Origin of the sequence: Actinocorallia sp. A-T 12471 (genome assembly GCF_033875155.1) — a bacterium.
In the GTDB taxonomy this organism is placed as follows: domain Bacteria; phylum Actinomycetota; class Actinomycetes; order Streptosporangiales; family Streptosporangiaceae; genus Actinocorallia.
The window spans coordinates 253556-278985 of sequence record NZ_JAWZTE010000007.1 but is presented as its reverse complement, the minus strand read 5'-3'; the positions used below and the strand labels follow the sequence as shown (position 1 = coordinate 278985).

At 72.5% G+C, this 25430-nt stretch carries 23 protein-coding genes; 4 read left to right on the top strand and 19 right to left on the bottom strand.

All coding sequences use genetic code 11. The features are described from left to right. Position 1 precedes the first annotated feature (1 nt). From R9X44_RS21515 to R9X44_RS21500, 4 genes are read right to left on the bottom strand one after another with little or no spacing between them, the layout of a single operon-like run. Positions 2–3112 carry an ATP-binding protein gene (locus R9X44_RS21515; protein ID WP_319816030.1) on the bottom strand — a complete coding sequence of 1037 codons (3111 nt, stop codon included), beginning with the start codon at positions 3110–3112 and terminating at the stop codon, positions 2–4. A gap of 39 nt (positions 3113–3151) precedes the next feature. Beyond that, positions 3152–3592 carry a hypothetical protein gene (locus R9X44_RS21510; protein WP_319816029.1) on the bottom strand — a complete coding sequence of 147 codons (441 nt, stop codon included), beginning with the start codon at positions 3590–3592 and terminating at the stop codon, positions 3152–3154. Then, positions 3580–4959, bottom strand: coding sequence for a HAMP domain-containing sensor histidine kinase (locus R9X44_RS21505; protein ID WP_319816028.1), 1380 nt, complete (start codon positions 4957–4959; stop codon positions 3580–3582). Before R9X44_RS21505 ends, R9X44_RS21510 begins: the two co-directional genes overlap by 13 nt. Then, positions 4956–5615, bottom strand: a complete 660-nt coding sequence (locus R9X44_RS21500; protein ID WP_319816027.1) for a response regulator transcription factor — start codon at positions 5613–5615, stop codon at positions 4956–4958. Before R9X44_RS21500 ends, R9X44_RS21505 begins: the two co-directional genes overlap by 4 nt. Positions 5616–5717: 102 nt before the next feature. On the opposite strand from R9X44_RS21500, the gene R9X44_RS21495 reads away from it, so the two are divergent. After that, complete coding sequence (locus R9X44_RS21495; RefSeq protein ID WP_319816026.1) at positions 5718–6842, top strand: hypothetical protein; 1125 nt, start codon at positions 5718–5720, stop codon at positions 6840–6842. Between the two features lie 534 nt (positions 6843–7376). Here the strand turns inward: R9X44_RS21495 and R9X44_RS21490 are convergent. Beyond that, the gene (locus R9X44_RS21490; RefSeq protein WP_319816025.1) at positions 7377–8009 is read right to left on the bottom strand and encodes a TetR/AcrR family transcriptional regulator; all 633 of its coding nucleotides are present in this window, start codon (positions 8007–8009) and stop codon (positions 7377–7379) included. Between the two features lie 168 nt (positions 8010–8177). Between R9X44_RS21490 and R9X44_RS21485 the strand changes: the two genes are divergently transcribed. Continuing rightward, a complete protein-coding gene (locus tag R9X44_RS21485) occupies positions 8178–9662 on the top strand; it encodes an MDR family MFS transporter (protein WP_319816024.1) in 1485 nt (494 codons plus the stop codon). Between the two features lie 37 nt (positions 9663–9699). Next, the gene (locus R9X44_RS21480; RefSeq protein WP_319816023.1) at positions 9700–10827 is read left to right on the top strand and encodes an NAD(P)/FAD-dependent oxidoreductase; all 1128 of its coding nucleotides are present in this window, start codon (positions 9700–9702) and stop codon (positions 10825–10827) included. A 45-nt stretch (positions 10828–10872) separates the two neighbouring features. Here R9X44_RS21480 and R9X44_RS21475 read toward each other — a convergent pair whose 3' ends face one another. Beyond that, complete coding sequence (locus tag R9X44_RS21475; RefSeq protein ID WP_319816022.1) at positions 10873–11790, bottom strand: LysR family transcriptional regulator; 918 nt, start codon at positions 11788–11790, stop codon at positions 10873–10875. 98 nt (positions 11791–11888) lie between these two features. Between R9X44_RS21475 and R9X44_RS21470 the strand changes: the two genes are divergently transcribed. Continuing rightward, on the top strand, positions 11889–12818 hold the full coding sequence (locus tag R9X44_RS21470; protein ID WP_319816021.1) for a DMT family transporter: 930 nt from the start codon (positions 11889–11891) through the stop codon (positions 12816–12818). Between the two features lie 8 nt (positions 12819–12826). Here R9X44_RS21470 and R9X44_RS21465 read toward each other — a convergent pair whose 3' ends face one another. Genes R9X44_RS21465 through R9X44_RS21405 form a run of 13 tightly spaced genes read right to left on the bottom strand, consistent with a single transcriptional unit; the run spans position 12827 to position 25074 of the window. Then, positions 12827–14140 carry a cation:proton antiporter gene (locus tag R9X44_RS21465; RefSeq protein WP_319816020.1) on the bottom strand — a complete coding sequence of 438 codons (1314 nt, stop codon included), beginning with the start codon at positions 14138–14140 and terminating at the stop codon, positions 12827–12829. Further along, the gene (locus R9X44_RS21460) at positions 14137–14847 is read right to left on the bottom strand and encodes a class I SAM-dependent methyltransferase (RefSeq protein ID WP_319816019.1); all 711 of its coding nucleotides are present in this window, start codon (positions 14845–14847) and stop codon (positions 14137–14139) included. The genes R9X44_RS21465 and R9X44_RS21460 overlap by 4 nt, the downstream gene beginning before the upstream one ends. Next, positions 14844–16280: a DUF6025 family protein gene (locus tag R9X44_RS21455; protein ID WP_319816018.1), complete on the bottom strand. Its 1437-nt coding sequence runs from the start codon at positions 16278–16280 to the stop codon at positions 14844–14846. The genes R9X44_RS21460 and R9X44_RS21455 overlap by 4 nt, the downstream gene beginning before the upstream one ends. Next, positions 16277–16984 carry an aspartate/glutamate racemase family protein gene (locus tag R9X44_RS21450; protein ID WP_319816017.1) on the bottom strand — a complete coding sequence of 236 codons (708 nt, stop codon included), beginning with the start codon at positions 16982–16984 and terminating at the stop codon, positions 16277–16279. Before R9X44_RS21450 ends, R9X44_RS21455 begins: the two co-directional genes overlap by 4 nt. Further along, entirely contained in the window at positions 16981–17718 is a 738-nt protein-coding gene (locus R9X44_RS21445) for a TauD/TfdA family dioxygenase (protein WP_319816016.1), read from the bottom strand. Before R9X44_RS21445 ends, R9X44_RS21450 begins: the two co-directional genes overlap by 4 nt. Then, entirely contained in the window at positions 17715–18575 is an 861-nt protein-coding gene (locus R9X44_RS21440) for an alpha/beta fold hydrolase (protein WP_319816015.1), read from the bottom strand. The genes R9X44_RS21445 and R9X44_RS21440 overlap by 4 nt, the downstream gene beginning before the upstream one ends. After that, positions 18572–19357 (bottom strand): alpha/beta fold hydrolase, encoded by a 786-nt coding sequence (locus R9X44_RS21435; protein WP_319816014.1) that lies wholly within the window; start codon positions 19355–19357, stop codon positions 18572–18574. Before R9X44_RS21435 ends, R9X44_RS21440 begins: the two co-directional genes overlap by 4 nt. 16 nt (positions 19358–19373) lie before the next feature. Then, complete coding sequence (locus R9X44_RS21430; RefSeq protein WP_319816013.1) at positions 19374–20930, bottom strand: AMP-binding protein; 1557 nt, start codon at positions 20928–20930, stop codon at positions 19374–19376. After that, positions 20927–21595 (bottom strand): iron-containing redox enzyme family protein, encoded by a 669-nt coding sequence (locus tag R9X44_RS21425; protein ID WP_319816012.1) that lies wholly within the window; start codon positions 21593–21595, stop codon positions 20927–20929. The genes R9X44_RS21430 and R9X44_RS21425 overlap by 4 nt, the downstream gene beginning before the upstream one ends. 2 nt (positions 21596–21597) lie before the next feature. Beyond that, the gene (locus tag R9X44_RS21420; RefSeq protein ID WP_319816011.1) at positions 21598–22287 is read right to left on the bottom strand and encodes a hypothetical protein; all 690 of its coding nucleotides are present in this window, start codon (positions 22285–22287) and stop codon (positions 21598–21600) included. Further along, positions 22284–22850 carry a peroxidase-related enzyme gene (locus R9X44_RS21415; RefSeq protein ID WP_319816010.1) on the bottom strand — a complete coding sequence of 189 codons (567 nt, stop codon included), beginning with the start codon at positions 22848–22850 and terminating at the stop codon, positions 22284–22286. The genes R9X44_RS21420 and R9X44_RS21415 overlap by 4 nt, the downstream gene beginning before the upstream one ends. Beyond that, positions 22837–24441, bottom strand: coding sequence for a tryptophan 7-halogenase (locus R9X44_RS21410; RefSeq protein WP_319816009.1), 1605 nt, complete (start codon positions 24439–24441; stop codon positions 22837–22839). The genes R9X44_RS21415 and R9X44_RS21410 overlap by 14 nt, the downstream gene beginning before the upstream one ends. A gap of 12 nt (positions 24442–24453) precedes the next feature. Beyond that, entirely contained in the window at positions 24454–25074 is a 621-nt protein-coding gene (locus tag R9X44_RS21405; RefSeq protein ID WP_319816008.1) for an N-acyl amino acid synthase FeeM domain-containing protein, read from the bottom strand. Between the last annotated feature and the right edge of the window lie 356 nt (positions 25075–25430).

Below are 25430 nucleotides of genomic sequence, written 5' to 3'. Positions count from 1 at the left end.
CTCAGAGCACCCGCTCCAGAACGGCGCGCGCCTCGTCCACAAGGTCGGGGCCGCGCCGCTCGGCGTATTCGGCCTCGATCCTGGCCAGCACCCCCGGCGCGACGCGTTCGGCGTGCCCGGCCAGGAGCTCCCAGCGCATCGTCGGCATGAACCGGTTGTAGGCGAACCGCCCGGCGAGCACGAGCAGCCGGACGGCGTCGTCGTGCGGCGGCGCGCCCTTCAGCAGCACCCACAGGCCGAGCCCGGCGAGCATCGTGCCCACCATCGGGATGTCGCGGGACGGCCGGTCGGGCTCGAGCAGCTCAGGGGCCCGCGCGCGCAGCGACGCGAAGAAGTCGGCCCCGTCGTCGCCCGCGCAGTACTGGGCGAAGGCCGCGAGCGCCATCGCCTCGCCCATGACCATCCACGGCTCGAAGGTCGTCGACGTGCCGGGCAGCCGCATGTTCCGCAGCGCCTCGGCGGCCTCCCGGTGCAGCAGCAGGCCCTCGGCGACGTCACCCGAGGCGAGGGCGAGCTGGGCCCGGCTCGCCGCGATGGCCATCGCCTCGGTGAACACGCCCTGGGCCGCGTACGCCTCCAACTCCTCGACCATCCGCGTGGCCTCGGCGATCCGGCCCTCCACGATCGCGAAGGTGATGAGGAACGCGCGCACCTGGACGACCTCGTCCACCGCGCCGAGCCGCTCCAGCACCGGCAGCGCCTCGGCGGCGTGCGCGGCCGCCGCGTCGCTGTTCTCCACATGCTGGTAGAGGCCGACGAGCTGGGTGTGCAGCACCGCGCGCCGCCACGGGCCGCCCTCGTCGCCGATGAGGTCGAGCGCCGCGCGGGCCGCGTCGATCGCGCCCTCGGGGTCGCCCGCGTTCTCCCGGTCGTGGCTCAGCCAGTGCAGCGCGATCCCCCGGGTGACGGGATCGGGGTCGTCGGCGAGCTCCTCAAGGCCGCGCTCGGGGTCGCGGGCGGAGGCGAGCAGCGCCGTCGCCATGCCGCGCACCTCGGGGTTGGCCGAGTCGGTGCCGAGCGCGGCGAGCATCCCGCTCAGGGTCGCCGTGTCCCCCGACGGCGTGATCATCGTGTTGAGCAGCGCGATTCCGACCGCGATCCGCGCCCGGTCGAGCAGGCGCGGCGGCGGCGTCCAGCCGTCGAGCGCCGCCGCGAGCGCAGGGGCGAGGACGAACCCGCGCTGGTGGTCGCCGCAGATCGACCAGTAGCCGCCGAGCGCGGCGAACAGGATGACCACGGCTTCCGGGTCGGGGTCGGCGAGGGCGTCGCGCAGGATGTCGGCGAGGTTGGTCTCCTCCACCCGCATCAGGTCCATCGCCTCGACCTGCTGGGGCGAGTACAGGAGCGCACCGTGCCGCGTGGCGTAACCGACGGCCCACGCCCGCACGGCGGCCCGCGCCTCGGCGGTCTCCCCGGCGGACTCGAGCCGCTTGCGTCCGTACTCGCGGACGGTCTCCAGCATCCGGTAGCGGACGCCCTCGGCGGTCTCCACGACGGTCAGCAGGGACTGCGCGACGAGCTCGGACACGTCATCGAGCGCCCCTTCGCCGATCACCTCCTCGGCGGCCTCGAGGGTGAAGCCGTCGGGGAAGGAGGACAGACGGCGCAGGGCGCGGCGCTCCGGCTCGCCGAGCAGGCTCCACGACCAGTCGATCACCGCGCCGAGCGTCCTGTGCCGCGACGGGGCGCTGCGGTCGCCGCCGCGCAGCAGCGCGAACCTGTCGTCGAGCCTGCGGGCGATCTCGGCGGGGGACATCACCCTGACCTTGGCGGCGGCGAGCTCGATCGCCAGGGGGAGGCCGTCGAGGCGGTCCACGACGGCCCTGACGTCGTCGGGGGCGAGGCGGACGCCGGGCCGCGCGGCCGTCGCACGGTCGCGGAAGAGGGCGACGGCGTCGCCGGTGCCGAGCTGCGGCAGCGGGTAGACGCGCTCGGCGGCGATCTCCAGCGGCGCGCGGGTCGTGGTGAGCACGCGCGCCTCGCGCGTCGTCGCGGTCAGGTACGCGACGAGGTCGGCGACCGCCTCGACAAGGTGCTCGCAGTTGTCGAGGACGAGCAGGGTCGGCGCGAGGTCGAGCTGCTGGGCGATCCGCGCGCGGACGTCGGCGCGCTGCGCGGGGGTGAGCGCGTGCCGTCCGGTGACGGAGTCGCGGACGCCGAGCGCCGACCCGACCTCGCCGACCAGGCCGTCGGGGGAGGTGACGCCGACGAGTTCCACGAAGTGCACGACGGGCTGCGGCGCGTCCCTGGCGACGGCGTGGGCGAGCCTTGTCTTGCCGAGCCCGCCCGGCCCGAGGATCGACACCACGGGCGACGTCGTGAGCAGCGCGCGGATGTTCTTGAGGTCGTCGTCGCGGCCGAGCAGCGGGGTCGCGTCGAACCGCACGCCGGACCGGACGGGGCTGTCGAGCGCGAGCAGCTCGCGGTGCACCCTGCGCAGCTCGGGCCCGGGCTCGGCTCCGACGCGTTCGCGCAGCCCGGCCCGGTAGCGCGCGAACCTGTCGAGCGCCGCGCCCGCGCCGCGCACGGCTGCCTCGCTGCGCAGCAGGTCGGCGAGCAGGCCCTCGTCGTCGGGGTGGACGTGGGCGGCCTCGGCGAGCGCGTCGAGGGCCGTCGCGTGCTCGCCGGTGCGGGCGCGCGCCCGCGCGAGGACCACGCGCACGTCGCTCAGGTCCCGCTCCGCCGCCCGTCTGACCTCGGCGAGCGGTCCGTCGCCCTCGGCGGGCAGCGCGCCCGCGCCCAGCGCAAGGGCCTCCTCGGCGGCCGCGACGGCCCCGGCCGGGTCGTCATCGAGGAGTTCCCGCGCCCGCTCGGCAAGGCCGCGCAGGCGTCCGGCGTCGACCTCGTCGGCGGCGACCCCGAGCCGGTATCCGCCGCCCTCGGTCAGCACGGTCTCCGCCCCGACCACGGCCCGCGTCCGCGACACCAGCACCTGCAGCGCCTTGCCCGGATTGACCGGCTCCTCCTCGCCCCAGACCTCCGCCACGAGCGTCCCCGCGCTCACCCCGCGTCCCGCCCCCGCCAGCGCCGCGAGCAGCGCCTGGGCCCGGTCCCCGACCACCGCCCGCCCCCGCCACCGCACCTGTCCGAGCAGGCGCAGTTCAATCCCCATCCCCCCATCCTAGGCTCCCCGCACCCCCGGCTCCGGCCGCTACAGCGTGCAGGTCAGGGCCGTTCGCGTCTCGGGGTCCGGCCCGCTGAGGGAGATCATCGGGGTGTTCGGGAAGGCGTGCTTCAGCGTGCACGCGAGTTGCCGCCTTGCCGGTTCGGTCCAGACGCCGTCTTCGAGGGCGTGGACCATGATGTGGCCCGGCTCGAAACCGACCGCGAGCCTGACGAAGGGGACCTCGCTTCGGTATCCGAGGCGGCTCTCCCGGCTGGTCGGGCCCTCGGTCAGCGCCTCAAGGGCGAAGTCCCCCGTGCCCGGCCACTCGCGGGTGACGGGTGCGAGGCCGCCGTCCTTGACCAGGTAGATCCTGACGGTGGTCGTCGCGCCCCGGGCGACGGGCGGCGGCGCTGGGTCGTGCCGGACGCCGGTCGCGGTGACGCCGCAGCCGGTGAGCAGCAGCAGCGACACGATCATGACGCGCACGGGGCCTCCCGGGGCAGCCGCAGGGTGAACACGGCCCCGCTGTGGTTGGCCGCGTCGAGGCTGCCGCCGTGCAGCTCGGCGTTGGCGCGGGCGATCGCCAGGCCGAGGCCGCCGCCCTCGGTCCTGCCGCGTGAGGCGTCGCCCCGGACGAACCTGTCGAAGACGACGGGCAGCAGCTCGGCGGGGATTCCCGGGCCGTCGTCGGAGACGGTGACGGTCATGCCGTCGTCGTCCAGGTGGAAGGAGACGACGACGGGCGGTGCGCCGTAGCTGACCGCGTTGCCGACGAGGTTGGCGACGATCACGTCGAAGCGGCGCGGGTCGAGCCGGAACACCGCGTCCGGGTCGCCGACGATCTGGGCCTCCCAGCCGCGTGAGGTGACCGCCTCGGTGAGGAAGGCGCGGACCTCGATCTCGTCGGGGACGAGGGTCGCGGCGTCGGCGTCGAGGAGGCTGATCTCCAGCAGGTCGCCGACGAGACGGCGCAGCCGCCGCGTCTGCTCGGCGACGAGCCCGACGGCCGCCGCGGTCTCGTCGGGAAGGTCCTCCTCGGCGAGGACCTCGACGACGGCGACCATCGAGGTGAGCGGGGTGCGCAGCTCGTGGGACACGTCGGCGGCGAACCTCCGCGAGACCGCGACCTGCCGCTCAAGCGTCTCGGCTGTCCGGTTGAAGGTCCGGGCGAGGTCGGCGAGCTCGTCGCGGCCGTGGATTTTGACGCGCGTGGCGAGGTCGCCCTCGCCGAGCGCCCGCGCCGCCGCGCCCAGCTCGCGCACCGGGCGCAGCACCCTGCGCGCCAGCAGCCAGGCGAGCAGCACCGCGACGAGCACGGCGACCCCGTCGGCGACCAGCACGGACACCAGAAACCCGCGCAGATCCTCCTGTTCCGCCCGAAGGTCGACGGCAAGGAACGCGATCACATCGGTGGGTGTGCGCGTCCCCGCCGAGTCCTCCCGCCACACCCGCGAGCCGACGAGCAGATAAGGCCGGCCTTCATGCACAAGCCTCCGATGCACAAGCCCCTCGTCCGCCGCGAGCACGAACGTCAGCGGGAGCGGGACGCCCACCTCAGCGACCCCGCCTGACCAGGCGCCGTAGCCCGGCGTGGGGATCTGGGTGGCGAAGGCGCGGCCGAGCGGTGCGAGGGCGTCGCGCACCTGCCAGGCGACGACGTCACCGCCGAACGCGACCTCCCGCGCGGGCACCGCCCCCGACACCGCGGCCCGAAAGGCCGACACGACCCTGCTCTCCGCCCGCTCGAGCACGTTCGCGCGGAACAGCACATAGGAGATCCCGGACGCCAACGCCGCGGCGACCACGCACACCCCGAGCAGCGCGGCCGACATCCGCGCGAACAGCCCGCTCACGGCGCGACGAACCGGTAGCCGAACCCCCGGACCGTCTCGATGTACTCGGCCGAGATCTTCGCCCGCACCCGCTGCACGCACGCGTCAACGAGCCGCGAGTCCCCCGCGTGCGTGATCTCCCACACCTCCGCGAGCAACTGCCGCCGCGTCAACGCCTTCCCCGGCATCCGCGTCAACTCCAGCAGAAGCCGCAATTCGGTCGGCGTGAGCCGCAGGTCGACCCCGTCGCGCAGCACCCGCAGCGCGGCCCGGTCCACCACAAGATCCCCATAGGCCGTGACGTCCGGCCGCGCCGAGGTGACCCGACGCAGCACCGAACGAATCCTCGCGTCAAGCACCCGCGGCTCAACGGGCTTGACCACATAGTCGTCAGCCCCCGCCTCAAGCCCGGTGACGACATCAAGATCGTCACCCAGCGCGGTAAGCAGAATGACCGGCAACGAATCACTGTTCCGAATCCTGCGACACACCTCGATCCCATCAAGACCGGGAAGCATCACATCAAGCAGCGCAAGTTCCGGCCGCCGCACGGAAATCTCCGCAAGCGCACTCTCCCCATCGGCCACGCCGCCCACCCTGTGCCCAAGCCGACTGAGCGCAAGGCCAAGCGCAGCACGCGCCGAAAAATCATCCTCAACAAGCAATATCCGAGCCACAACCCCAATTATCAGAACCCACCCCTCCCCCTGCCCCTCATGTCACAAGACCCGAACATCCCGCAGACACCCCCATGACAGTCCGCCACGACCGTGGCCGACATGTCAGTTCGCCGCATGCTGCTCCTCGGCTACCTCACCCAGGCCGCCGTCCGTTTCCTCCCCGCAAGACACTCCGACGGGCCCGTCGCGGACCCGGACGAGACCGGCTACCTCGTCGCCGCCCGCCTGCTCGCCGGCGGCCCGGGCACCGACTTCACCGGCCACACCTTCTACCAGGCCGGCTACCCGCTCCTGCTCGCCCCGCTCTACCACCTGACCGACGACCCCGAGACCGTGTACCGCCTGACACTCGCCGTCAACGCGCTGCTCGGCGCACTGACCTTCCCCCTCGTCTACCTCCTCCTACGCCGCCTCGGCCAGGTCGGCGGCAGCGCCCTGCTCACCGCCTGGACAGCCGCCCTCCTCCCCGCCACCGTCCTCTTCACGCGCTACGCCCTGGCCGACGCCATCCTGCCCACCCTCCTCCTCACCTGGCTACTCGCCCTAGACCACGCAACCCAACCCCACCCCGCAACCCCCACCCACCGAGCACCCACAAGGCAGCTGCGGCCCTCCACACGGCCCGTAGAGCTGCCGGCGAGGTCAGCGCGGGCGGTCACGCGGCCCGGAGCCGTGACCGCACGGCCGGTACAGGCCGTCCCAGGAGCCGGAGCCCTGCTTACGGCGCCGGTATGGGCGGCCGCGTGGGCCGGAGCCCTGGCGGCGGGAGCGGCGGCGGTACACGCGCGGGGTGCGGTCGTCGCGGTGGTGCATGTCGCGGTGCTGTTGGTCTTCGCGTGGCGGCGGCCTCCGGTGCTGGGGGTGGGGCTCGGGGTGCTTGCCGTCGGGTGGGCGGCGGGACGGGCGCTCAACGGGTATGTGGCCGCCTCGCTGTATCCGGGTGGGGCTCGTGATCTTGGTGGGCTGCTTGCGGACCGGATGTTCAGCGTGGACGGGCAGCTGTGGGCGTGGTCGGGAGCGGCGGGGCAGCTCTGGTACCTGGTCGTGGCGACGTGGGGGCTGGGCGGGGTTGGGCTTGTTGCGGTGGTGGCGGCGGTCCGCGAGCCACGGTTCCGGGCCGGGGCGGTCGCGCTGCTCGCGGTGACCGTCGGCTCGCGTACGCGTCGTCGGCGGCGTTGCCGGATGAGGACCGGGTCGGGAATTTCGCCTATGGCCGGTACCTGAGCTGCGTGGCGCTGATTTACGCGGTCGTGGGGCTTGTCGCGCTGCGGCGGCGGCCTCGCGTCGCCCTCGTCGTTGCGCTGACGGTCGCGCTGGCGGGGTGGGTGGCGGCGTATGCGGGGGAGCGGTTGCGGACGGCTCGGTGGATCGCGTTCGACTTTCCTGAGGTCGTGTTTCTCACCGGGGACGGGCACGGACTTGGTCTTGTGGCGGCGACGTGTGTTGCGGTGGTTCTGCTTGGGGTGCTCAGGTTTACGCTGGGGTGGGGGCTTTTGCTTGTCAATGTTGTTGCGCTGGCGGTGATCGGGGCGCCCTCTGGAGGTCGGGGGGCCTCGTTCGAGGTGCCGCGCGGCGGGGTCGCGGTTGAGAGTGGGGTGTCGTGGCAGGTGAGGTCGTATCTTGCCACCCGCGTGTACTGGACGGAGCTGGTCCAGTGGCGGCGGGGTGAAGCCGTGCCGTGTGAGGTCGAAACCGTTGTCACCGAAGCTGGGGTGCCGGGGCCGGTGGGGTGGGGGTGGGGTGGGGTTGGGGTGGGTGTCAGGGTGTGGCGTTGTGGGTGGGGGTGTGGGGGGGATGGGTGGTGATGGTGGTGGTCCAGCCGGATTCCAGGAGGGTGGAGAGGTCGGTGACGACGGTGGTCGGGTCGGGGTGGGAGTGGGCGAAGAACAGGATGCTGAGGGTGAAGTGGGCGTAGGCGGCGCAGAGGAGGTCGTCGGCGGGGCGGCCCGTCGCGGTGGCGAGCGCGGCGGCAAGGGCCTGTTCGTGGCGCATCCACATCGCGCGGGACGCGCCGCGTAGCGCGGGGGTCTCGTCCACGAGGCGGTGGAAGTCGCGCATCCGGGGGTCCTCGCCGGACGGGTCCGCGACGCGGCTGATCAGGTAGGCGCGCAGGGCCTCGGGGATCGACTGCCCCTCAGGACGTTCGGTGACCGCGGCGACCAGCGCCGCCTCGTGGTCGGCGTCCTCGTCGAAGACCAGGGCCTCCTTGCCGCCCGGGAAGTGGTTGAACAGCGTCGTCACGGAGACGTCGGCCGCCTCGGCGATCTCCCGCACGCCGACCTGGTCGTAGCCGCGTTCCAGGAAGAGCCGGAGCGCGGCGTCGGCGAGCGCCCTGCGGGTCGCCGCCTTCTTGCGTTCCCTGCGTCCGCCCGTGGTCTCCGCGTCGGTCATGCGCCCACCCTACCGGAGATCATGCAACAGAACCAAAATTTGAACGGTTGCAACTTTTGCTCTGTTCCACGTACTGTGGCCCCGCCGGACGGCAAGGGCGGAATGCCCGAATCCGTGATCCGGCGCGTCAGGGCCCGCGTCCGGGTCGCGAACAGAAGGAAGTCGGCCATGACCGAGAAATCCGCAGAAGAAGTTGAAACGCCGGGGTTCCCGGCGATGAGCGACAGCCGCGTCCGATGGACGCTGCTCGGCGTCATGCTCGCGATGCTGCTCGCGATGCTCGACAACACCATCGTCGGCACCGCGATGCCGACGATCACCAGGGAGCTCGGCGGGCTCGACCACCTGTCGTGGGTGGTGACCGCCTACGTGCTCGCCACCGCGATCTCGACGCCGGTGTGGGGCAAGCTCGGCGACCTGCGCGGCCGCAAGAACGTGTTCCTCGCCTCGATCGTGGTGTTCCTGATCGGGTCGGTCGCCTCGGGGCTCGCCCAGTCGATGGGCCAGCTCATCGGCTTCCGCGTGCTCCAGGGCCTCGGCGCGGGCGGCCTGTCGGTCGGCGCTTTCGCGCTGATCGGCGATCTCGTCCCGCCGCGCGAACGCGGCCGCTACCAGGGCATGACGGCGATCGTGACGGCGCTCGGCACGATCGGCGGGCCGCTGGTCGGCGGGTTCGTCACCGGGCACCTCGGCTGGCGGTGGGCGTTCTTCGTCAACCTGCCGCTCGGCCTCGTCGCGTTCGTCTGGTCGCGGACCATGCTGAAGCTCCCGGCAGTCCGGCGACCGGCGAGGATCGACTGGGCGGGCGTGGCCCTGCTCGCCGTGACGATCTCCGCCACGGTCCTCGCGGCCTCCTGGGCCGGAGTCCGCTACGCCTGGGCGTCACCCCAGATCCTCGGCCTCGCCGCGCTCGCCCTCGTCACCCTCGCCGCGTTCGTGGCGGTCCAGCGCCGGGTCGCCGAACCGCTGCTGCCCTTGCGCATCTTCAAGCACCGCAACATGGGCCTCGTCTCGGTCGTCACCGTCGTGGTCGGCGGGATGATGTTCGGCGCGTCCCTGTACCTCCCGCTCTACCAGCAGAGCGTGCAGCACGCGTCGGCCGCCGACTCCGGGCTGCTCCTGCTGCCGATGATGGCCGCGATCGTTGTCGTGTCGCAGATCCCCGGCCGGGTCATGACCCGCACCGGCAGGTACAAGATCTTCCCCGTCCTCGGCGCGGCGCTGCTGACCATCGGCTCGGCCCTCCTCGCGACGATGGACGCCGCCACCGGCCGCGTCACGACCGGCGTGTTCATGGCCGTCGTCGGCGCGGGCCTCGGCCTGACCATGCAGATGACCACGACCATCGCGCAGAACAGCGTGGAGATGCGCGACCTGGGCTCGGCCACCGCCGCGATCAACCTGTTCCGGACGCTCGGCGGCTCCCTCGCCGTCGCGGTCTTCGGCGCGCTGCTGTCCCGCTCGCTGACCGCCGCCGGAGCCGCGACGGACGGGCCCGCCTACGCGCACGCCGTCGCCGAGGGCACCCAGTCGGTCTTCTGGGCGGCGTGCGCGCTGTGCGCCGTCGCCGTCCCTGCCGCCCTCGCCGTCCGCGAGGTGCCGTTGCGCACAAGGACCGCGCCGCGCCCCGCGCGCCCGGCCCCGGCCGCCTGACCCTTTACCCAACCACCACATCTCAGGGGGAATCACCATGACCGCACACCACCCGATCGTCATCGTCGGCGCGGGCCTCGGCGGCCTGACGCTCGCCCGCGTCCTGCACGTCCACGGCGTCACCGCCGCGGTGTTCGACCTCGAACCCGACAGGCACACCCGCACCCAGGGCGGCATGCTCGACATCCACGCAGATTCCGGACAGGTCGCGCTGCGCGCCGCGGGCCTGCACGAGCCGTTCCGCGCCCTCGTCCACCCGGGCGGCGAGGCCATGCGCCTCGCCGACGCCACCGGCGCGTTCCGCGTGGACGAGGCCGACGACGGCCAGGGCGACCGCCCCGAGGTCGACCGGGGCCAGCTCCGCGACCTCCTGCTCGACTCCCTGCCCGCCGACGCCGTCCGCTGGGCCGCCAAGGTGACCGCGGCCCGCCCGCTCGGCGACGGCCGCCACGAGGTCGTCTTCGCCGACGGCCGCACCGTCACCACCGACCTCCTCGTCGGCGCGGACGGCGCGTGGTCGCGGATTCGTCCGCTGGTGTCGCCCGCGAAGCCCGCCTACACGGGGATCTCGTTCGTCGAGTGCGACCTGCTCGACGCCGAGGACCGCCACCCCGGCAGCGCCGCGTTCATCGGCGGCGGCTTCTTCATCGCCCTGCACGACGGCCAGGGCTTCCTCGCGCACCGCGAGACCGACGGAAGCCTGCACGTCTACACCGCGCTGCGCGCCCCCGAGGACTGGCTCGACGGCGTCGACTTCACCGACGCCGCAGCCGCCAAGCACACCCTCCTCGACACCTTCGCGGCATGGGACGCCCCCTACCGCGCGCTGATCGCCGACGCGGACGGCCCCCTGATCCCGCGCCGCATCAACGCGCTGCCCGTCGGCCACCGCTGGGACCGCGTCCCCGGCGTCACCCTGCTCGGTGACGCCGCCCACCTCATGTCCCCGTTCGCGGGCGAGGGCGCGAACCTCGCCATGCTCGACGGCGCGGAGCTCGCCCACGCGATCGCCGCCCACCCCGGCGACGTCGAAGCCGCCCTCACCGCCTACGAGACCGCGCTCTTCCCCCGGAGCGAGGCGTCCGCCGCCGACTCCGCGGGCCAGCTCGACCTGATGTTCGGCGAGCACGCCCTCGACCGCCTGACCGCCCAGTTCGCCGCATGACCCCCGGCGCGGCCCCCGTCCGACGCAGGACGGGGGCCGCGCCGGTCACGGCACGGGAACCGGCGTGGCGCGCGCCGGTACCGGCGGCCTGGACGGCGGCGGAGCGGGCGGCTGGACGGTGACCGCGTCGAGGAACGCGCGGGCGGCGGGGGTCGGCTCGGTGTCGGCGGGTGCGGCGAGCAGGAGCGAGCGGGGAGCCGGCGGACGCAACGGGATCGCCCTGATCCCGTCGAGGAGTTCGGGAAGGGCGAGCGAGGGCACGACGCTGACGCCGAGGTCCTCACGGACCATGGCGAGCAGCGTGTCCATGCGCTGCACCCGGTGGGCGGGGGACAGGTCGAGGCCGACGGCGCGGTAGTGCGCCCGGATGAGCGGCTCACACCCCGCCGCCGACAGCAGGAACGGGTCGTCGGACAGGTCGGCGAGCCCGACGGCCCGCTCGGCGGCGAGCGGGTGCGCCGACGGCAGCACCGCGAGGAACTCGTCGGCGGCGAGCGGGACGGTCCGCAGGTCGGGACGCGGCCCGGAGACGACCCCGAGGTCGATGACGCCGGTGCCGATCCACTCCTCGACCTCGGCGTCGGTGCCTTCGAGCAGCACGACGTCGACGGCCGGGTGCAGTTTGCGGAACGCGCGCACGAACCTCGGCAGGACGCGGCACGCGCTCGGGAACGCCCCGATCCGCACCCGTCCGTCGAGCAGCCCGGACGCCGCCGCGGCCTCCTCGGCGAACCGCTCGACGTGGTGCAGCGCCCCCACCACATGGGGCATGAGGCGTCTGCCCACCTCGGTGAGACAGCATCCGGACCGCTCCCGGATGACGAGCCGCATCCCGAGCTCGTTCTCCAGTGACGTGAGCGCGTGGCTCACCGCGGACTGCGTGACGCCAAGCAGGTCGGCCGCGCCGGTCACGCTGCCGGCCTCGTGCACGGCGCGCAGGGCGCGAAGTTGCGCGAGATTCATGAGCCTTCCGCATCCTCCGGATGAATTGCTTTTGTTTGCCGTGAACAATCGTAGTGGCATATCAATGAGTCGTTCGCCGTCACTTCCCGGGGAGTTCCATGGCCGTCATTGATTTCATCTGTCTTCTCGGGGTGGGCGCGCTGTGGGGCGCCTCCTTCCTGTTCATGCGGGAGGCCGCGCCGGTGCTCGGCCCGGTGAGCATGACCGAGGCGCGGGTGCTGCTGGCGGGGGTGGCGCTGCTGGCGGTCGGGGCACTGCTGCGGAAAGTGCCGGATTTCCGCCGGGATTGGCGTGGCTTTCTCATCCTCGGCGCTTTGATGGCGGCCTTTCCGTTCACCCTTATCGCGGTCGCGGAACTGGAGATCACCGCGTCGCTCGCGGCAATACTCAACGCCACGACGCCGCTGTTCGCGCTCGCGGTGACCGCGGTGCGCCAGCGCAGGCGGCCTTCTGGACCGCAGATCGCTGGCGTGCTGCTCGGCGTCGCGGGGGTCGCCGTCCTCGTGGGCCTCGGCCCGCTGCACGTGGACGGCATGATGCTCCTCGCGGTCGGGGCGAGCCTGCTCGCCGCCCTGTTCTACGCGCTCGGCGGCGTCTACACCAAGATCAGGTTTCCTGATACCCATCCGCTGGCCACCGCAACCGGGCAGAACCTCGCCGCCGCGGCGATACTCCTCGCGCCGACGCTCGCGCTGCCGCCGCGGCAGACCCCCGACACCGGCATCATCCTGTCCGTCGTGGCGCTCGCCCTCGCCTGCACCGCGCTCGGGTTCTTCCTGTTCTTCCTGCTGGTGACCAGGATGGGCCCGACGGGCGCGCTGTCGGTCACGTTCCTCGTGCCGCTGTTCGGGCTGCTGTGGGGGACGGTCTTCCTGAGTGAGCCGCTCAGCTGGAGCATGCCGTTCGGCATGGCGATGGTCCTCGCGGCGGTCTTCCTGGTCACCGACCGTCCCAAGCCCGCGCCCGAGCCCGTCGCCGCGCCCGCCGAGGCCCCCGCGGCCGCGGTCCCGGACGGGGACCGCGGCTGACCGTCGGCTCACGGCGTCGGCTCCCGGCTCAGCCCGAACTCGCGGGCGCGCATCTCCTCCTCGGCGGTGTGCTCGACCCTGCGCATCGTCCACCGCAGGACGGGCGGGGCCATCAGCGACGTCACCACCGCCACCAGCACGATGATCGTGTACATCCGCGACGACAGCACCCCGATCCGCAGGCCAACGGTGGCGATGACGATCTCGATGACGCCCCGCGCGTTGAGCCCGGCCCCCAGCGCGATCGCCTCCCACCGGTTCAGCCTGGCCAGCCGCGCCCCGAGGTAGGCCCCGGCGAACTTGCCGACGATCGCCAGCAGCAGCACGAGCGCCGCCCAGCCCGCGGCGGCGGGCGACGCAAGCGCCGACAGGTCGATGCGCAGCCCCGCCGCCGCGAAGAACACCGGCGCGAGGACGCCGAGCACCACGGTCCGCAGCGGCGCGAGCAGTTCCGGCCGTGCCGCGCCGCTCGCGCGGATCGCCATCCCGCACACGAACACGCCGAACACGGCCTCGAGGCCGACCGCGTGCGTCCCGGCGGCGGCGAGCACCATCAGCATGACGATGACCGCCGTCGCCAGCGGAGGCTCGTTCGCCCGGTCCGCCCGCGCCAGCGTCACCCGGGCCACGGGACGGACCACGAGCCACGCGGTCAGCGCGACCACCACGACGCACGCCGCCGACACCGCCGTCCGGCCCGCGCCCGCGCCGGACGCGGCCATCGCCGAGACGACCGACAGCAGCAGCCAGCCCGCGATGTCGTCGACGGTGGCGGCGGCGAGGGTGAGCTGGCCGGTGTTGCGGTGCAGCAGGTTCATGTCGCTGAGCGTCTTGGCGATCACCGGGATCGCGCTGACGCACAGGGCGACGCCGAGGAACAACGCGAACACCGTACGGTCGCCCTCGGGCCCGTGGAAGGACGCGGGGAGCAGCAGCCCGACCCCGATGCCGAGCCCGAGCGGGATGACGAGGCTCGCGGCGCTCACGTAGGCGGCGGTCCTGCCTCTGCGGCGCACCAGCCCGAGGTCCATCTGGGCCCCGGTGATCCCGACGAGCAGCAGGACGCCGAGCTGGCCGACGGCGTCGAGCAGATGGAACTGCCCGGCGTCGCGCGGGAACAGCCACTCCATCGCCCCGGGCGCGAACTGCCCGAGGATCGACGGGCCGAGCAGCACGCCCGCGCACAGCTCGCCGGCGACGGCGGGCCAGCCGAACCGCACGGCGAGCCTGCCGAGCATGACGGCGGCCGCGAGCAGCAGCCCGACCTGGAGCAGGAACAGCAGCAGCACATGGCCGGCCAGCGGCGGAACCGTGGCGGTCATCGACTTCCCCTTCCCCCGCACACCAGCGTCCGCTGGGTGCCCGGATGCAGCCGGTAGGCGACCTCGACGAGGTCGGTGCCGATCCCGTCGGCGGCGAGCGCGGCGCGCAGTGCGGCAAGGCCCGGGTAGGGCCGCCCGTCGACGTCGGTGACGGGGTGGACGCGGACCTCCCCGGCCACCCGGACGAGTTCGCCGAGCGCGCGCAGGTGCCAGTCGGGTCCGAAGAGGTCGGCGTAGACGAACAGCAGGTTCGGGACGAGCGCGAGGTCGAACGCGCCGTCCGGGAAGGGCAGGTCGGGCAGCTCGGCCGCGACGTAGTGGGCCCGGTCGAGCGCGTAGTCCACAAGGAACCGCTGCGCTGCGCGTTCCCTGCGCCGGACGTACTCGGTGAGCCCGCCCGTCCAAGAGAAGTCGTAGAGGCCGGGGACCGCCCTGGCCCGCCGCACCCCACGGTCCAGCTCCTCCTGGACGAAGAGGGTCAGCGCCGAGGGGTCGAGCCGGTAGATCGGGTCGACGGAGACGGCGCGGCCGCCGAGTTCCCTGACCCGGAACCCGAAGTCGCTCGCCCCGCCGGGACAGTCGAGGATGCGTGCGGTGGCGGCGGTGGCGTCGTCGAGGGCGAACATGGCGAGGTACTCGTCGTAGTCGCGCGAGGTGACCAGGACGCGGTCGAGCGCGGCGGGGGCGGCGTCCGCTGACTTGTTCATCTGTCCTCCTTCCCGGCCGCGCCCGCCGCGGCCGTGATCAGGGAGTCGACGGTGAGACAGGACTGGGCGAAGCTCAGGGCGGCGAGGCCCCTCGGTTCGCACAGGCCGCTCTCGGGCAGCGGCGCGCGGGCGACGCGGCTGCGCCAGGCGAGACGGTCGCGCAGGTCGGGCGACGGCGGATGGTCGGCGGTCCAGGCCGCGACCGCCTTGCGCACCTCGGGCGCGAGCCTGCCGGGCGACGGGTGCGCGGCGGCGAGCGCGCCCACGCGGTTAAGGAGGGCTTCCAGGGCGTCGAGGTCGGTGGTGTCGCGTTCTGGCGCCCACAGCAGGAAGGGCGCGATCGGGGCGATGACGAACATGATCGGCGAAACCCACGGTAGGGCGCGTACCAGCACGTCGTACATCCACGCGGCTTTCTGCGCACGACGGAAGAAATAGCCCTTTGATCCCGGTGGGTGGCCTGCCATCGCCAGCGCGCCCCACTGGACGTGTACCTCGGGCCGTCCGTCGGCGGCGGGGGCGCGGTCAGGGCGGTGCGCGCCGAGCACGGCGTAGGTGAGGGCGACGACATCGACGCCCGCGAGGGGAACCGACTCGGGAAGCGCGCGCATGACGGCGTCGTAGGCGTCCCCGGCCGTCGCGGCGGCCACCGCGAGCAGGGCGGCGTCGGCGACGTCGCGGGCCGAGCCGTACCAGGTGTCGCCCATCCGGAAGCCCCGCCCGTCCCGGACGAGCGGGGCCCGCTCGACGCCGCCGTCACGCCGGACGGCCCGCCCGAAGACCTGCTCGAGCGCGCGGCCGTCCGGCGCGGACTCCACGAGCACGGTAAGGATCTCGGTGATGCGCGCCCGGTGCCGCGCCCACAGCTCCGAGTGGTACTCGACGGGCACGGGCGGCCTGGCGCGCTCGCGATGCAGCCGCAGCAGCGGCACTTCCCCGCCCTCCCGGCGCGTCTTGACGAACGGGAGGAACAGCGGCTCGGTTCGATCGTGCGGCACGAACCGCCCGCCGACGAGGCGCAGCAGCGGCAGCGTCTCCCGGACGCCGCCGCGCAGCAGCGAGCCGGGCAGGAACAGCGTGTCGCCCCCGTCGAGCGCGGCGGTCTCGGTCTGCGTGAAGTCGTACAGCAGCGGCCGCCCCGCCCCCAGATCCCGGCAGACCACGGCGTTGTAGTCGAGCACCCTGCTCCGCCCGCCCCACACATCACCCCAGTCGCCCGCGTGCCCGGTGCGCGGCGGACTCCCCGGCGTCGCGCGCAGCGCCGCCACCGCGTCCCCCACCGCCGCCGCGGACCGCCCGAGATGCCGCCACGCGAGCCCCCGCCCCCTCCCCGCCAGCTCCTCCCACTCCTCCCGGCTCCCCGCGTCCCCGAACCCAAGCCGCGCCAGCAGCCCGAGCCCGCCTGCCTCCGCGTTCCGGCTCGGGGCGGTCACGGGCGTGCCGCGGGGGCGGTGGCGCGGGCCCGGTCGAGGACCGCGCGGGCGAGGACGCGGGAGACGTCGTGGGCTCCCGGGACCGCCTCGGCGAGCGGCGACAGGTCGGTGCAGGCGATGACGAGCGCGTCGGCGTCCGCCCGCCAGCCGCCGGACAGGATGCGGGTGAGCCGCCGTACCGCGTCCGGCGTGACCCCTCGCGCCTTCACCTCGCGGACGAGGGCGTCGAGCTCCCGCTGGGCCGCGTCGTCGGGGTGGACCGGGTCGAGGCCCGCCGCGCGCAGCGGCGCGTCGAGCAGGCCGAGACGCCGGGCCGGTCCGGTGCCCGCGAGCGCGGGCCGCCGCGCCCCCGACTCCGCCACCGCCCGTGCGACGGCCGCCCGCGCGTCAACGATCGGCACCCCCACCCGCGCGGACAGCGCGTCGTAGTAGGCGTGGGTGGTGATCGAGGTGAGCGCGAGCACCCCGCAGCCCATGTCCGCCAGACGACGGGCCACCGATACAAGGCGGGGCAGCGGTGAGGGCCCGTGGCCGAGCAGGTGGTCGAGCCTGCTCGGGATCGCCGGGTCCGACAGCAGGACGGTCTCGGGGTGCCCCGAGTCGTCCACCGGGCCCGCCGCCTCCACGAGATGACGGTAGAAGGCCGCGCCCGCCAGGGGGCCGAGCCCGCCGATGACGCCGATGGGGAACGCGTAGGCCGTCATGTGCCGAGCAGCACCCGCTTCAGGTGGCGGCGTCTGTCCCGGAACGCGTTCCGCGAGTGCAGCATCCGCCAGTTGTCCCAGACCAGAAGATCACCCCGCGCGAGCGCGACGGCGGTGTGCGCGCGGGCGAACAGCTCATCACCCGCACGCCGGTACCGGGAGAGGAGATCACGCTCAACCGGCCCGTGCGTCGCGGCCGGGAACACGTTGTTCCCCGAGTACCGCAGGACCACAGAACCGTTGTGGTCGCTGAGGATCGGGTGCCGCGCCTGGAGCGCCACCCCGCGCCGGGCCAGCCCCTCGCTCGACCGCCAGACGTACCCGGCCCGCCGCATCAGCGCGAGGTCGGCCGCGGCGAACCCGTCGAGGAGGGCGCGCCCGTCGGCGAGCGTCGTCTCCCCGCCGGGCCCCTCGGCCGGACGCACACACCACAGCGCGACGTACCGGGGCGGCGTCCCGGCGAGCTCGTACCCCTCGGTGTGCGGGACGAGCGCCCGTGTGTTGCGCGAGTGGTAGACGTCGTCCATGTCGGGTTCCGCGACGAGGTCCCACACCGGAAGCCCGTCGTACTGCGGAAGCACCGCCCCGAGCCGCCGCAGCAGCCCGAGATGGTCGAACCCCTCCGGCAGCCCGTCCAGATGCGCGTATCCCCGCGTACTGAGCGAGTGCCAGACGACGGGCAGCAGCGCGACGGCCTCGGCGTCACGGTCGGCGGCCTGGACGGGTCGGCTCACGCCCCGCCCCCCTCGGCCGCGAGGAACCTGAGGACCGCCTCGGCCACCTCGGCGGGCCGCTCCTCCTGCGGGAAGTCGCCGCACCGGGGCAGCACGAGCAGCCGCGAGTTCGGCAGCAGCGTCGCGAAGCGGCGTCCCGTCGTCACCGGGACGAGCGGGTCGGCCTCCCCGAAGATGAGCAGGGTCGGGACGGTGACGCCGCGCAGCGGCTCGGCCAGCGCGCTGAAGTCCTCGCCGTAGCTCATCCGCACGCCGAGCCCGAACACCGCCATCGTGTGCCCGCGCCGCCGCAGATGGTCGTGGTAGTACGCGAGGGCTTCGGGGTCGTGCGCGTGGTCGGGGCCGTGCGCGGCACGCCAGCGCTCCTCGAACGGCCCGCGCGGGAACGCGCGCGCGAGCACCCGTCCGACGACCGGCGCGGCGAGCAGCCGGTACAGCGTGAGGTTCGCCGCCGTCTCGCCCAGCACCCCGGCCGCCATGACGACGAGCCGGGACACCCGCTCCGGCTTGCGCGCGGCGAACCACGCGGCGATCGAGCCGCCCATCTGGCTGCCGACGAGCACGGCCTCGGGCAGGTCGAGCGCGTCGAAGAGCTCGCCGAGCAGGTCGGCGCACCGGTCGGCCGACCAGGCGCGGGCGCGCGGCGCGGGGGAGTCGCCGCTTCCCGGCAGGTCAACCAGGATCACCCGGTGGTCGCGGGCGAGCGCCGGGACCATGTGCCGCCAGGTGTGCGCGGAGGTGAGGAACCCGTGCAGCAGCACGAGCGCGGGCCCGTCGGCGGGGCCCTCCTCGCGGACGTGGACGTCGGCGTCGGTCAGCCGGATCAGCCTGCCGTGCGCGGCGGCGGCCGTGCTCACCGAGCCTCCCCGAGGAAGTCGAGCAGCACGTCGTTGAACGCGCGCGGCGACTCCACCGGCGGGATGTGCGCGGCGGGGAGCAGGACCGTGCGCGCGCCAGGGATCAGCGCGGCTAGCTCCTCGGTCGCGGTGACCGGGAAGAGCATGTCCTGGAGGCCGCCGACCACGAGCGTCGGGCACGGCAGCGGGCCGAGGAACCCGGTGCTGTCGTGCGTCCTCGCCTGCCCGTACACGCTGCGCAGGGCGGCGGTCGTGTACTGGTCGAACATCGCCTGCTTCAGCAGCGACTCACGCCGGTCCAGCACCTCGGCGTTCGCCGCGGAGAACAGGAAGCTGCGCAGCACCTCCCAGAAGTTCGCCATGTCGTCGCGCTCAAGGAAGCCGTAGAGCATCCGTAGGAACAGCTCAGTGGACTCACGCGCCTTGGCGAACGTCGCGACCAGCGCGAGCGCCGACAGCCGCTCGGGATGGCGTCCCGCGAAGTGCTGCGCGACGATCCCGCCGTGCGATAGGCCCGCGACGGCCGCCTTGTCGTACCCGAGGGCGGTCAGCAGCTCGGCGAGGTCGTCGGCGTGGTCGGCGTTCGACGGGAACCCCACGCTCGACGGCGAGTCGCCGAACCCGCGCATGTCGTAGGTGATGACGGTGAAGTGCTTGCTGAGCACGGGCGTCTGCCGCATCCACGTGCCGCCCAGCGTGGACAGCAGGACAAGCGGCGGGCCCTCCCCGCGCGTCCGGTAGCGGATCGCGCCCTCTTTCAGCTCGACGGTGTCTGTGATCACGGCTCGTCTCCGTTCTTCAGCGGACGGGCGCCCAGCGCGCGGCGCGCCCGTACCGCTCGTCGATCTTGTGGCGGCGGATCTTGAGGGTCTCGGTGAGGGTGCCGTCCTCGACCGACGGCAGCCGGTCGACCACGGCGAAGCGGCGGACCCGCTCCCACGGGTGCAGTCCGGCGTTCAGCTCCGCCAGACGGGCAAGGCACGCCTGCGCGTCGCCCGGCGTCGCGGGGTCGAAGAACAGCAGCGCGCCGAGCGGGGCGTCGTCGAGCTTGGTCAGGACGCACTCGGCGGCCCCCGTCGCGCGGGCGGCTGCCTCCTCGATGGGCCTGACGAAGACCTTCTCGCCGGTGCTGAGCGCCAGGAAGTCGCGCAGCCGTCCCCGGACGGTGAGGAACCCATCGGCGTCGAGGCTCCCGACGTCGCCGGTCTCGGCCCACTCCTCCCGGGTCTCGGGCGGGACGATCTCGCCGTCCACGAGCCTGCCGTGCAGGAACGGCGTCGGGGTGCGCACAAGGATCTCGTCGGTCTCCGGCGCGAGCCGCACCGCCCCCCACGGGATCGGCCGCCCGACCGTGCCGACCTTCGTGCCGCCCGGGGTGTTCAGGCCGACCATGCCGAGCTCGGTCGTCCCGTACACCTCGAACACCGGCACCCCGGCCGCCAGCAGCTCCTCGAGGACCGCGGGGTCGGTGGCCGCGCTGCCGACGAACACCGCGCGGATCTGCGGGCCGAACACCGCCCGCAGGTGCGCGGCGACGTCGCCGCCGTTCCGCTTGGCGGTCTCGTGCGCCCGCCAGTGCAGGTGCTGGAGCGAACGCGGCACCCCGACGTGCAGGGTGGGCGACAGCGCGACGGTGTCGGCGGCGAAGTGCGCGGGGTCGGACAGGATGAAGTCCATGCCCGCGCCGAGGCCCCAGTAGAGCATCATCCGCTGCGGCAGGTGCGACAGCGGCAGGTACAGCAGCAGCCGGTCCCCGCCGCCGAAGCCGTACAGCTCGGCGAACCTGTCCATGGTGAACAGCAGGGGCGCGGAGTGGACCGCGAACAGCTTCGGCTCCGACAGCGTCCCGCTGGTCGACACGACGGTGAACGGGCCGTCCGGCGCGGGACCGTCCTGGAAGACGACCTCGACGTGCGGCTTCAGGTCGCCGTCCACGGCAGGGACGCCGTCGGGGCCGCCCTCGCCCAGGAAGATCACCTCGAACCCCGCGCGGGTGAACTCCGCGACATAGGCCGCCCGGTCGGTGAAGACGATCCGGCACCGGCTCTCGGCGGCGGTGGCCGTCGCCCGGGCGGGCGGCGCGCTCGGGTACAGCGCGACCGACACCGCCCCGGCGAGCAGACAGCCCAGGTCGGCGAGCACCCACGCGTAGGAGGTGTCGCCGTGGATCGCGACGCGGTCCCCGCCGCGCACCCCACGGGCGCGCAACAGGGCGGCGACGGCGAGCGCGTCCTGATGGCAGCGCGGATAGTCCACGCTGGTCAGCGCGCCGTCCCTGCGGAAGTGGAGGGCGCTGCCGGGTTTATCCGGCATCGCCCCCACGATCTCCCGCAGCCGACAGGGGGCCTCGGTCACGGCGCCCCTCGTCCCGCGCCTTCGAGCGCGTCGGTGAACAGCTGGGCGTACGCGCGCAGGGTGTACTCCCAGGTCGTCGTCATGAGCCGGTACCGCACGGGGTCCTCGGCGCACTGCTCGAACGCCTTCTTGACGGTCTCGATGTGCTCCTGGTCCTCGGCGGCGTGCACCCGCAGGAACGAGTTGGCCTTCTGCGCGAACTCGTACTGGCCCATCGCGGCGGCGGCCTGCGGGCCGAGCGACGCGCCGAGCCCTTCCGTCGCGGCGGCGAACCCGACGATCGCGCACGGGTCGACCATCGTCGCCAGGTAGTGGTTCTGGCCGATCATCGTCCACGCGCCGAGGCCCGGGTGGCCGGTCAGGTAGGCGTCGGGGTCGTAGTCGAGGTACCGCAGGTCGCGGACGCACAGCCGGTCGTGGTGCCGCTCGTCGATCGCGAGGTCAAGGAACCAGTCCTGAAGCCACTCCTCCTCGGCGTGCGCGGCGGCGATCGACAGGAAGTGCGGCGTCTGGCCGACGAGGAAGTACGTCTCGCGCAGGTACGCGGCGTACACCGGCTTGGTCAGCTCGCCGTTCAGGATCGTGTCGATGAACGGGTGCTCGACCACGAGGTTCTTCAAAGTGGGCGCGACCTCGGCGAGGGCGCTGTCGTAGGCTCCGGCCATCGTCAGGCCACCTCCAGGATGCCGAGCTGGGACATCGTGTCGTTGAAGCGGGCGCGGGTGCGCGGGATGTAGTCGTCGCTGACGAACCCGGCGTCGATCGCCCAGCCGATCTTCTCGGCGAGCTCGCCCTTCAGGTAGTTGTCGAGGTGCTCCTGGTACCAGCGGCAGTGCTCGGCCGCGCGGCGGCGGTTGTCCTCGCTCTCGGCCAGCAGCCGCTTGGCGACGGTGACGCCGAAGCCGACGTGCCTGCGCTCCTCCCGCTCGATCCTGTCGAACTGGTAGAAGTACTGCGGCTTGTTGCGGCCGAGCTGGTACAGCTCCTCCATCGCCAGGACGCCCTCGGCGTACAGGTTCAGGCCGATCAGCACCTCGAGCTCGTCGTCGCTGTCGAAGAGCTTCTGGAACCTGTCGTCGATGTCCTGGATGCGGTACTTGTCGTGGTCGAACCCGTCCCACGGCATGCCGAGCCGCTCGACGCCCTCACGGAACAGCCGCGCGTGCGTCACCTCGTCCGACGCGTGGTGCACGAGGTAGGTCTTCTCGCGCAGGTCGGTGCGGCGCGGGATCCAGCGCGCGCACAGGTCGATGATCTCCAGCTCCGAGGAGTGGAAGTTGACGTAGACCGTGAGGATGAGGTTCCACACGTCCTCGCCGTAGGTCTCGATGATCTCTTCCATCGGGGTCTTGCTCATGGGGCGCTCCCGTCGCGCGCTTCGGCCTCGAAGAGGTCCTCGACCTCGATGTCGAGGGCCTTGAGGAACCGGCTGGTGAGGTTGTACAGGCCGATCGCGACGACGACGTTGACGATCTCGGCGTCGCTGAACAGGGCGCGCAGCCGCGCGCGCTGCTCGTCTGTGGTGCCGTCGGGGTCGCGCGTCAGCGTCTCGGCGAGTTCGAGGATCAGCGCCTCGCGCTCCTCGAAGACCGTCGCCCGGATCACCGAGTCGCCGATCGCGCGCAACTCGTTCTCGGCCACCCCCGCGCGGCGCGCGGAGGCCGTCATGTGCGCCACGCAGTAGGCGCACTCCTGGGTCTGGGCGGTGCCGAGCGCGGCGAGCGCGCGCAGCCGCGGCCCGATCGTCGGCGAGGCGTACACCTGCCCCCAGAACGGGACGAACGTCTGGAGCAGGTCGGGGCAGTGCGCGAGGGCGCGCAGGATGTTCGGGACGAAGCCGTACTGCTCCTCGACCGCCTTGAACGCGGCGCGGACCTCGGGGGAGGCGTCCGAGCCGTCCGTCAGCTCAACGAACGCCATCGGGAGCCTCCCGCGCGGCCACCAGGAAGCCGTAGCTGACCGCCTCGTGCACCAGCGCCTGCGCCTTGTCGGGGCTGCCCGCGCCGCTCTCGATGAGCAGGTCCACGAGCTGGGTCGCGGTGCGGGTGCCGTCGGCCGACGCGAGCAGCGCCTCGAGGATCGGGGTGAACGGCAGCACCGCGCCCTCGGGGCCGGTCAGCGACCGCGCCTCGCGCAGGTGGTTCCCGTCGATCGCGAGGTCCTCCACGACCGCCGACGAGCCCGCGACGAGCGGCGTCTCCACGTCGACCCCGACGCCCGCCGACTTGCCCTCGAAGATTCCCTCGATCGTGCCGCGCAGCTCGGAGGGGACGTCGAGGCGCTCAAGGTAGCGCCGGTACCAGGACCGGTGCGTGAACGCCCCGGCGATGAGGGAGATGAACGCCTTCTCCGGCTCGAGGCCGGGGACGTCGAACTGGCTGCGGGCGTGCCAGAAGTAGGAGTCCTTGGTGCCGCCGTGCCCGCTGTACAGGAAGTACACCTGGGCGCGCAGCCGCGCGAACTCCTTGCGGTAGGCGTTCTCGTAGAACTCAAGGACCCGCGCGCGGTCGAGTTCGGGCTTGTCGAGCACGGTGTTGACGGTGACGGCGGCGAGGAAGCCGCTCAGCATCGCCAGGTGGACGCCGGTGGAGAACAGCGGGTCGATGAAGCACGCCGCGTCGCCGACCGCGATGTAGCCGTCGCCGGCGAACTGGTCGTAGATGTAGGACCAGTCGCGCTGCACGCGTACCTTGTCGACCTGCTCGGCGCCCTTCAGCCTGGCCGCGATCTCCGGGGTCTTCTCCAGGCACTCCTGGTAGTAAGCCTCGAGGCCCGCGCCCTTGTGCTCCCGGTAAGCCTGCCGGTCCACGACCGCGCCGATGCTCGTGATGTCGTCGCGGAGCGGGATGAACCACCACCAGCCGTCGGAGAACGTCGGCAGGAAGGTGTTGCCCCGGTCGATGCCCTCGCCCCGGTCCGCGCCCTTCCAGTAGCTCCAGATCGCCATGTTCTGCAGCGAGGTGTCCCACTGCTGCTCGTGCAGCCGCTTGGTGACCAGACCGCCCTGGCCCGAGGCGTCGACGATCCAGCGGGCGGCGACGCGGCCGCGCCGTCCGGTGGTGGTGTCCTCGTAGTCGACGGTGACGCTGCCGTCGTCGGCGATCGCGAAGTCGACGACCCTGTGCTCCTCGCGGGCGTCCACGCCGTGTTCGCGCGCGTTGTTCAGCAGGAGTTCGTCAAAGGAGGAACGCTCCACCTGGTAGCCGTAGTCGTACGGCATGGCGAGCGCGTCCTTGAAGTAGACCCGCCAGGGCTCGCGCTGCTCGCCCCACACCCACTCGACGCCGTACTTCTTGATGTAGCCGTCGTTCTCCAGCGTCTCAAGGACGCCGATCCTCTTCATCAGGTCGGCGGTGCCGGACAGCAGCGACTCGCCGATGTGGTAGCGCGGGAACTTGGCCGACTCGAAAAGCACGACGCGTTTTCCCGCGTCGGAAAGCAGGGTGCCGGCCATGGCACCGCCGGGGCCGCCCCCGATGACCACGACATCGAATTCCTCGACAGAACTCAAGACGAACTCCGTTCAGTGGTAGACATCGACGATCTCGTCGTACTCCATCAGGTACCGGTAGAAGGGATGGGAAGTCCGGAAAGGCCGTGAGAAGAGTTCGCCGACGTCGAGGAGGAGGGCGATGCTGGTGCCCGCCTGTTCGAGTTCGGTGTCGATGAACTCCTTACCGGTCTCGATGAATCCGAGGGCTTTGAGCGGGGCGATGGGGGTGGTCGGAGTTTCCGTGAAAAGATCGGCGAGAATATGCGTCATACCGTTGCGGACACACCAGTGGACGCAGGCTTTGACGAGTCCGCCGAGAACGCCGTACGGCAGTCCGGGGAAGCGCTGGTTCCGGTGGTCCCGCAGGATCATCAGCCGCTGGCACTCGATGAGCCGGCGGCCCGGGAGCCGGTACTCATCGACGCCGACGAACTGCTCGACCGGCAGGCCCTCCGCGGAGTCCACGACGAGCCGCATCGTGCCGACGACCTGGTGTCCGACCCGGACCATGAGGTAGGTCGAGTGGTCGTCGTAGCGGTCCTTGTGGCGCGGCCCGCCCTTCGGGGGCAGCCATCCGAACTCGGTCCCGTAGACCGCGTTCCACAGCATGTCCACCGCCGCCAGGTCCGCGTCGTTCTCCGCGAGGTACACGCGCTGCGCCGAATTGGGATCTTTCGGTGTTTCGAAGAATGTCCAGCCGACGGGCCGGGCGGCCGGAGATTCTTTGGGGAGCGCGGTATTCACGAATGTGCCCTCCGTGCGAAATAACGATCATCCGGCGGTTCGATCACGAGTGCAACACAAACAAATTCGGCAAAGCCATGTCAACGGCGCTCGGGTGACCGTTCGGTGGCTGTGCGTGATCTGGGCAGGCGGCGCGGCATGTCATTCAGAAGAATTAACCTTCGGGAAACGCGTCGCACACATTTATCATGAGACTTCTTCAAGCTCCCCGGGAATAATGAACGGCGCTCATGCAGGCGGCCTCGGGGTTCATGTACAGAACA